This window comes from Streptococcus oralis (assembly GCF_003942585.1).
GTDB classification, from domain to species: domain Bacteria; phylum Bacillota; class Bacilli; order Lactobacillales; family Streptococcaceae; genus Streptococcus; species Streptococcus oralis_BE.
The window spans coordinates 1-8,889 of record NZ_RJNK01000016.1; the positions used below are offsets into that span (position 1 = coordinate 1).

At 33.3% G+C, this 8,889-nt stretch carries 9 protein-coding genes; all 9 read right to left on the reverse strand.

Annotated elements, in window-relative coordinates:
- Positions 1-3 precede the first annotated feature (3 nt).
- On the reverse strand, positions 4-366 hold the full coding sequence (locus D8862_RS09395) for a hypothetical protein (RefSeq protein ID WP_125450186.1): 363 nt from the start codon (positions 364-366) through the stop codon (positions 4-6).
- 94 nt (positions 367-460) lie between these two features.
- On the reverse strand, positions 461-1,171 hold the full coding sequence (locus D8862_RS09400) for an MgtC/SapB family protein (RefSeq protein WP_084973841.1): 711 nt from the start codon (positions 1,169-1,171) through the stop codon (positions 461-463).
- 2 nt (positions 1,172-1,173) lie between these two features.
- Positions 1,174-2,865: an ABC transporter permease gene (locus D8862_RS09405; protein WP_084973843.1), complete on the reverse strand. Its 1,692-nt coding sequence runs from the start codon at positions 2,863-2,865 to the stop codon at positions 1,174-1,176.
- Between the two features lie 11 nt (positions 2,866-2,876).
- Positions 2,877-3,887: an ABC transporter ATP-binding protein gene (locus D8862_RS09410; protein ID WP_125450188.1), complete on the reverse strand. Its 1,011-nt coding sequence runs from the start codon at positions 3,885-3,887 to the stop codon at positions 2,877-2,879.
- Positions 3,888-3,990: 103 nt separating this feature from the next.
- The gene (locus D8862_RS09415; protein ID WP_125450190.1) at positions 3,991-5,070 is read right to left on the reverse strand and encodes an extracellular solute-binding protein; all 1,080 of its coding nucleotides are present in this window, start codon (positions 5,068-5,070) and stop codon (positions 3,991-3,993) included.
- Between the two features lie 36 nt (positions 5,071-5,106).
- A complete protein-coding gene (locus D8862_RS09420; protein ID WP_084973849.1) occupies positions 5,107-5,763 on the reverse strand; it encodes a DUF1868 domain-containing protein in 657 nt (218 codons plus the stop codon).
- Positions 5,764-5,904: 141 nt separating this feature from the next.
- Complete coding sequence (gene galE, locus D8862_RS09425; protein ID WP_125450192.1) at positions 5,905-6,918, reverse strand: UDP-glucose 4-epimerase GalE; 1,014 nt, start codon at positions 6,916-6,918, stop codon at positions 5,905-5,907.
- 12 nt (positions 6,919-6,930) lie between these two features.
- Positions 6,931-8,406 carry a UDP-glucose--hexose-1-phosphate uridylyltransferase gene (galT, locus tag D8862_RS09430; RefSeq protein WP_125450193.1) on the reverse strand — a complete coding sequence of 492 codons (1,476 nt, stop codon included), beginning with the start codon at positions 8,404-8,406 and terminating at the stop codon, positions 6,931-6,933.
- A gap of 16 nt (positions 8,407-8,422) precedes the next feature.
- On the reverse strand, positions 8,423-8,889 hold a 467-nt coding region (locus D8862_RS09435; RefSeq protein WP_142998964.1), incomplete at its 5' end, for a PhoU domain-containing protein.

Sequence of the window (8,889 nt, forward strand, 5' to 3'; positions counted from 1 at the left end):
ACTCTATTCTTCCGATTCAAAAAAATAACATTGACAATTAAAATCTTTATTCTTTACAATTTTTTCTACTTCACAACTGATAAACTTGTATGAAAATAACTTACCACGAAAATATAAAAAATCATTTTCGGTAAAATCCATTGAAACTATAAAAGTATCTAATAACATTTGGACATAGCAGTCTAAGATCGGAATAATCTTTTCCTTAACAATAACTTTTGCTAATATATCATCAGCTGGTAAAGAAGACGAAAATACAATTTCACAAATATCATAAAAAGAATGAAATCTATATACTTGCACTAAAGAATTATATTCAAAATACGTTATTCTTCCACAGTCAAAATTAATATTATATACCTTCATTTATGTTTATCCTTATACTTTGCAAATAATTTCGAGTCAATTATCACCTAAAAAACAAAGGGACAAGAATAACTGCCCCTTTGTTTATTCTATATCAACTAACTTCTTCGACATAAATAACACCAACAATATTTGCTATTTCTTCCATTAGTTTAAGATGTTCAAACTTACCTGAAAGTTCTAGAGTCATAAATGATGCTATTCTTTTGTCTGGAACATCAAAATATTCAATTCTTTCAGAATTAACATCTCCAAAAGCAGTTCTTGAATCATTCAATCGAATTCCATTTTCTGCACAATAAACTAATACTCGATTATATGCCTCAGTAGATTTAACTACAATATATAATTCAATAACTTTTGAACGACTTTGAAGATATTTTTTTAAAGGCTGAAACATAGAAATCACACTCCACACAGAAATAGCTACTAACAGAGCACCTTCATAAAAACCTACTCCAATAGCTAAACCTATTCCTGCAGAAGCCCAGATTCCTGCTGCAGTTGTCAGACCAGTAACCTTCTTTTTATCTGTGATAAGAATTGTTCCAGCTCCAAGAAAACCAACACCAGAAATAACTTGAGCACCTAAACGTGTCGGATCTCCTGTTCCAAACTTATAAGATACAAATTCATTAGTCATCATAATCAAACAAGCAGCCATACAAACGATACTATGTGTACGAATACCTGCTGGTTGAGATTTACTTCCTCTTTCTAAGCCAATAATACTTCCAATGACCAAAGATAACACGACTCTAATAATAATTTCAATGTATGATAGTCCAATGCTGGATGATTGCATTACTATTTCCTTTTCTTACCACGCGGTCTCTGTGTGAAGTACAATACAGTTCCTGAAATAATCATTAGAACAATTGTATAAACAAATACAAGAGCTTGTGCATTAGATGTTGCTGTTTCATCACCTGCAGAACGAATCGTAATACCTAATGGTTGAGCCAATGGATGATAAAGGAATACAGATAAATCGAAATCGGTCAATAAAGAGTTAAAGTTGAGTGCGATAACAGAAAGAACTACCGGCAAGATGAAAGGAATAATAACCTTCATCATTGTGTAAAATGGTGAAGCCCCCATACTTCTAGCAGCATCCTCCATCTCATCATCAACACTAAATAAGATTGCACGTACCATTCTATAAGAGAATGGAATTTTTACAACAATATAAGCGATTAGCAAAATTACTAAACTACCAACTAGAATCTGGTTAAAGACTAAAAGTTGAGGTTGGTTGAAAGTGAACAATAAACTAACTGCTAGAAGTGTACTTGGTAATAGCCAAGGAAGAAGAGCTCCGTATTCGAACAAGAAATCAAATCGAGTTTTATGTTTACGAACTACTCGCGCAAACACAACAGCAAGAACTGTTGCAGTAGTTGCTGCAATGATAGAATATATAAAGCTGACTAGGAATGGAGAAAACGCAACACTATTACTAAAGAACAATCTGTAATTATCAAGAGTAAAGTTTGATAATGATAAGTTTCCTGACTGTATTGCAACTGGGTCAGTAAATGAATACAATACAATGAAAATCAATGGTAACATGAAAACAGTGAACAAAGCATAAGCAACAATATGTGCAATGATATTCCATGGTTTAGATGTGATTTTTTGTTTTTTCAAAGGTGCTTTCGTTTTAGAAATAGAAATATAATTTCCGCCTTTTTCGATCTTGTTCATAATAGTAAGCAAAATCGTAGTGGCAATACCCAAAATAATTGCTAGAAAGGCGGCTAAGTCACGAGAATTTCCCATTCCAGCAAATGTTATGATCATTGGGTTAATAGTTTGGAATTCTTTCCCACCAACAATCATAGGTGCTGCTACTGCTGATAACCCACTTAGAAAAACCATAATTGTAAGAGCGAATAAAGTAGGAATTAGAGTTGGCAATACTACTTTTCTAAACACTGTAAATGGTTTGGCACCCATATTACGTGCAGCTTCAATAGTATGATAGTCTACACTTCGAATTGTATTAGTTAGGAATAAGGTGTGATTAGCAGTACCAGAAAATGTCATAATAAATAGAACTGCACCATAACCAATAAACCAGTTAGGATCTAAAGATGGAATAATACTTTGTAAAAATTTGGTAATCATTCCATATGGTCCATAAACGAATTTATAACCAGTAGCCAAAACTACTCCACCGTAGATTAGTGACGTCATGTATCCTAGTTTTAATATTTTAGCTCCTTTAATATCAAAATATTCTGTAAACAATACACAAAGTACACCAACAACATTAACAGTTATAATTAGTGAGAATGCTAACTTGAAACTGTTAAAAATACTCTGAATCGCACGTTGAGATTTAAAAGCTCGTTGTACGACATCAAGTGAAAACTCCCCACCTTTCACAAATACATTAACTACTAAATCAAAGTTTGGATAAATGATGAAAGTTACCAAGAACCAGATTAAGCCTAAACGAATGAGCCAATCTTTCCAATTTAATTTATGACGCATACTGCCCCTCCTTAAAATTGCAGAACGTCTGATGGTGTGATAAATAATTCCACACTTTCTCCGACAGATCTAATAGCTGACTGACTATCGATACTTGTTACATTAAGAATTTGGTTTTCAGATACCTGAACAGTATAGTGAATTGTAACTCCTGAAAATTCAACATCAATAATTGAACCTTTTAAGACAAAATCCTGATCCGTTTCACGTTTGAAGCGAACTTTTTCTAAACGAATGTAACCTTTTTTATCTTCCAAAAAAACATGAGCATTATTTAGAAGAATTCCGTGAACAGTTTCATCTGTAAGTACGTTAATGTCTCCAATGAAATCACATACAAATTCTGTTTGAGAATTATGATAAATTTCTACTGGTGTCCCCACTTGTTCAATAAAACCATTATTAAAAACAGCAATCCTATCAGATAGCGTTAACGCTTCCTCTTGGTCATGTGTAACATATAGAGTTGTAATTCCCAATTCTTTTTGAAGACGTTTCAACTCTTTTCTCAAATCCACACGTAATTTTGCATCTAGGTTTGACAAGGGTTCATCCAAACATAGGATTTTAGGTTCCAAAACAAGAGCACGAGCTAAAGCTACACGCTGCTGTTGTCCTCCAGATAATTCTGAAACGTTACGTTGCAATTGTTGATCTGAAATCTTAATTTTAGCAGCCACTGCAGAAACCTTGGCTTTAATAACATCTGGAGCAACTTTTTTAACTTTTAAACCAAATGCAATATTATCAAAAACTGTCATTGTTGGAAATAGTGCGTAAGATTGGAATACGATCCCGATTCCACGTTTTTCAGGCTCCAAGTGCGTAACATCTGTGCCATTAACCTCAATACTTCCAGATGAAGGGTCTAGAAAACCTACCAAAGCTCTCAAAGTTGTTGATTTACCACATCCAGAAGGTCCTAGAAAGGTAAAGAATTCTCCTTCCTGAATATCTAAATTAAGATTATCAATCGCGATAAAATCACCATANTTAATTTGAATATTATCAAATTTAATCATATTATTAACTTCCTTTACTAATATATAAAAAGTCCCTCTTAATTTCTTTTGTATGTGCAGAAACATTAGAGAGACTTGGAATTTTAAAAATTACACTTATGTCCTATTTTACATATTCAAGTTCAGCTTTTTCGACCCATTCGTCCAAATGTTTTCCAACAGCTTCCCAATCAATACTTTGTGGTTTCACTTGATCAACAAATTTCTTAGTTGCTTCTGGTAACTCTTTCACTGCCTCAGTATTTGCAGGAATAGAACCAAAGTTTTTGCTATACTCTACTTGAATTTCTGTTTGACCAAACCAATCAATAAATTCTTTAGCTAAAGCTTGTTTCTTACTAGTATTCAAAATCATTGTTTGTTCAGTTACAAACGGGACACCAATTTCAGGAGACATTACTTTAAATACAACATTTTGTTCTTTCTGTCCAACTAATGCACCAGAACCCCACATCATTCCATACTGGATTGGGTCATCCTTATCCAACATTTTAACAATTGAACTTTCACCCTTTTGAAGAGTGTACGCATTTTCCAAATATTCTTTAGCTGCTTGCCAACCTTTTTCAGAAACACCCAATTCTCCTTTATCATCTAGATAACGAACAAGGATACTTGCCAAGATAGCACGCCCTGTTCCACCTGAGAGCCCAGAAATTGAATATTTACCTTTATACTTGCTACCTAACTCAGTCCAATCTTTAGGCATTTCTTTTACATCAGGCGCCCCAATTAAAACTAATGGTTGAACAATCACAGGATTATAATAATTATCTTTATCTGATAAAGATTGATCAATTTTATCTAACCATTTAGGCTTGTACTGTACTAGTAATTTTTGATCTCTAATTTTATTTGAATCAACAGCACCAATTCCAAATACCATATCTGCAACTGCATTATTCTTCTCAGCAATAACACGGTCTGCTAATTGAGCACCAGGGATATCAACCATTTTAATATTGAAACCAGCTTCTTTTGCTTTAGCAGTTAGCCAATCTCCACGTCCGTTTGAAACAGAGTTAGAATAAATTACTAATTCTTGGCTCTTATCAGCTTTTTCTTCTGATTGAGGTGTATCGCTCGAAGAATTTGATGAATTATTTGAACCACCTGAACATGCTGCCAATGTTGTAACCGCAACCCCTGCAGCTAAAAGCGATAACAATTTAGATTTTTTCATATGAAAACTCCTTTATATTTTTAATAATAATTTTTTTTAAAATTTTTCACAATATGGAACAAATCGTCTCATATCTTCAAATACTGTATAATCAATACGATTTACAGTAATTACAGGAATCTTTTCAAGTAGAACTTTTGTTAATTCCTTTTTCACCTTTGTAAACTCTTCATTTTCATCTTCCGTTAATGGAACTCGAAGATATCCAATTGAGATATGGAATTGATAGCGATCATGATTAGGGAATCGAACACCTGCTTTTTCTGAAACATACGTTCTAATTTCTTCTAATCGTTTAGCTGATTTTTCATCTGCTGGTTCAACTAAAATGTTTTGATTGCCCATTTCAGTAACTCGCATATGAATATCTTCGTTGAGTAATGGGAAGATTTCTAGTTGCTTAGCAAAGTAATCATGAATTTCTTGTAATGGTGTATCTAGTGGTAGATGACTACTCCAAAATTCAGACTCACGATTTTCGTGACAAAGTAACTCTATTACTGTCATATGAATAGAATCTCTTGGAGTTAATGTAAATTTATCTATAAATGGCAACTCTCTATAACGTGATTGAATGATATCAACAACTTCCATCAAATCTGAATTAGTATAAAGATTTGCAACAACTGTATTCCCTGGGAAATGATTAAATTCCCCGTTCTCTTTGAACTTAATTTTTGTTAAGTTTTTCATAAAAAGACCTTCTTTTTTATTTTTGACATCGGTGTCATTCATGTTTACATTATACAATGTAAACGATTACTTTGTCAAGCGCTTTCATAATTTTTTTTTGATTTTTTTTATATATACATATCACAAGACTATTGTGCTTTATTATTTATTGTATCCATTAGGATTTTTGGATTGCCAATTCCATGTATCTCTACACATATCTTCAACCGTTTTCGTAGTCTTCCAATTTAACTCCTTATACGCTTTGTCTGCATTTGCATAACAAGTCGCAACGTCTCCTGATCGTCTTGGAACAATTTTATAAGGAATTGGAACCTTATTGACACTTTCAAATGTATTTACAAGTTGTAATACACTAGTTCCCTCTCCTGAGCCCAGGTTATAAATATAAACATCTGTTTTTTCGGATACTTTTTCTAAAGCTTTTATATGCCCTATCGCTAAATCCACTACATGGATATAATCGCGAACACCAGTACCATCTACCGTATCATAATCATCTCCAAAAACACTTAGCTCTGATCGCTTGCCTACAGCTACTTGTGCAATAAAAGGCATCAAGTTGTTGGGAATTCCAGAGGGGTCTTCACCAATAAGCCCAGACTCATGAGCCCCGATCGGATTAAAATAACGAAGCAATGCAATACTCCACTCTGAATCTGCTACATGAACATCTTTTAAAATTTGTTCAAGCATCACTTTGGTGTACCCATAAGGGTTTGTTGCACTTGTCGGCATTGTCTCAATGAGGGGTGATTGATTGTGAATGCCGTATACAGTCGCACTCGATGAAAATACAATCTTCTTAACTTTAAACTCTGACATCACTTCAACAAGAGCTAATGTGCTCATAATATTATTTTCGTAGTACATCACAGGCTTTTGCACGGATTCTCCGACAGCTTTGTATCCTGCAAAATGAATTGCAGCCTCAATAGATTCTTGTTCAAAAACTTTTCTCAATCCTTGTTTATCACAAACATCTAATTCGTAAAACGCAGGACGTTTCCCAGTAATTGCTTCAATCCGATCTAATACCAAGATGCTAGAGTTCGAAAGGTTATCGACAATTACGACTTCCTTCCCTAAATTTAATAATTCTACTACGGTATGGCTACCAATATAACCAGCTCCGCCTGTCACCAATATTGCCATTTGGGGTTCCTCCTAACTAATTCCAACCGACTTAACAAATCTCATAAACGCTTCATGTCCAAACGGAGTATTCTTATAAACGCCAGCATCTTCGAGAACTCTCGCAAATACTTGTCCTACTTCGTGTTGAACTACGCGATTAACCTCTTCTTTTTTAATATTAGGATATTTTTCTTTCAATTGGTCAGCCCATTCTAAATGATAGTTTGCAATTGAATTTTTTTCTCCTAAAAGATATTTTTCAACTTCTTCTAACTCTGTTTTCAAACGAGGTGGTAAAATCGCAAGTCCCATCACTTCGATTAACCCGATATTTTCCTTTTTAATATGTTGTACATCTTGATGAGGGTGGTAAACACCATCTGGGTATTGTTTAGTAGTATGGTTATCTCTCAGAACAATATCCAATTCATATCTTCCATCCACTTTACGAGCAATAGGAGTCACCGTATGGTGTGGAATATCTTCAGTCTTAGCAATGATGTCTACTTCTAAATCTGAATATTCTCTCCAGATATTTAGGATTTTAGTAGCTAATTCTACCAAACGATTTTTATTTTCACCTTGTAGCCTAATCACTGACATCGGCCATTTTACAATACCTGCTTTAACATCCTCAAAGTCTTTAAAAAGAAATTCTCTCTCAATTTTTGCTTTTTCCATTGGGAAAATATGTTTTCCTCCCTGGTAGTGATTATGACTAAGAATAGAACCTCCTGAGATAGGAAGATCAGAATTTGAACCAGCAAAATATCCTGGTAAAATATCAACAATCTCCAATAATTGTTCAAATGTTTTGGACGTAATAGCCATTGGTACATGTTGACTATTCAAGAATATCGCATGCTCATTAAAATATGAGTATGGGGAATACTGGAAACCCCATACTTCGTCTCCCAGTTCCAACCGAATAATTCTATGATTAGCACGTGCTGGATAATTTATTCTCCCCTGATAACCTTCATTTTCCATACAAAGTAAACATTTTGGATAATTAGATGACTTTACCAATTTCTCTGCTGCGATTGTTTTCGGATCTTTTTCCGGTTTTGATAAATTGATTGTAATTTCAAGTGAACCATAATTAGTTTCAGTATGAAAAGCTATATTTTTAGCGATAGCTGACAATTTAATATAGTCGCTATCTTTACTTAACTGATAGAACTCTTCAACTGCTTCCTGTGGCGAAACATCATATGAACTCCAAAAAATATCATTAAGGCGACTTGGTAATGGAACGATAAAATTCATCAGCTCTGCACCTAAACATTCCTTTGCCTCAGCTAAATCAGCAATTTTACCGTTCTTTAAAGCTATTTCTACTAAATTGTCTTTTAATTTTTTAAGATCACTATCATTTGAAATCTTATCAGTTCCTTCTTCACCGATTAAAGCCAATATTCTATTTTTTATATATATTTGGTCCATCGATTTATAAATTCCATATTCAATAACTTTATTAGCAAAATTATCTACTATTGTCTGCATATATACTCCTCTTTAACTATAATACTCCAATTTCCTGATAATCTAACCATTTATAAATAGATTTTGTTGTATGGGACATCTTATCAAGAATATTAATAACTTCTAAAAATACAATAGCTTCATCAACATTTGAGGATTCAATAAGAAAGTTCTCTACTACTTTGTCTCCTAGTTTTTGACATAGACCAGATATCAACTTACATTTTTTATTATAGTCATATACGTCAGGTTCATAGTTTCTATTCTTATACCATGTTAGAGTTTTCTTTAAGTGATCCCCTAGAATAAAATGTATTTTTAGCATTTCATAAAATAATGGTCCCCATTCATGCATTGTATGAATATTTTTTAAATTCTTAACTATTTCAATGATTCGATCACCAATACGTTCAATATCTGTGGATAATTTTACTATAGTTATAATTTTTCTCAAATCAACAGAAACAGGATGTTGTAAACAGATGAGTTCAATACCTTTCATAT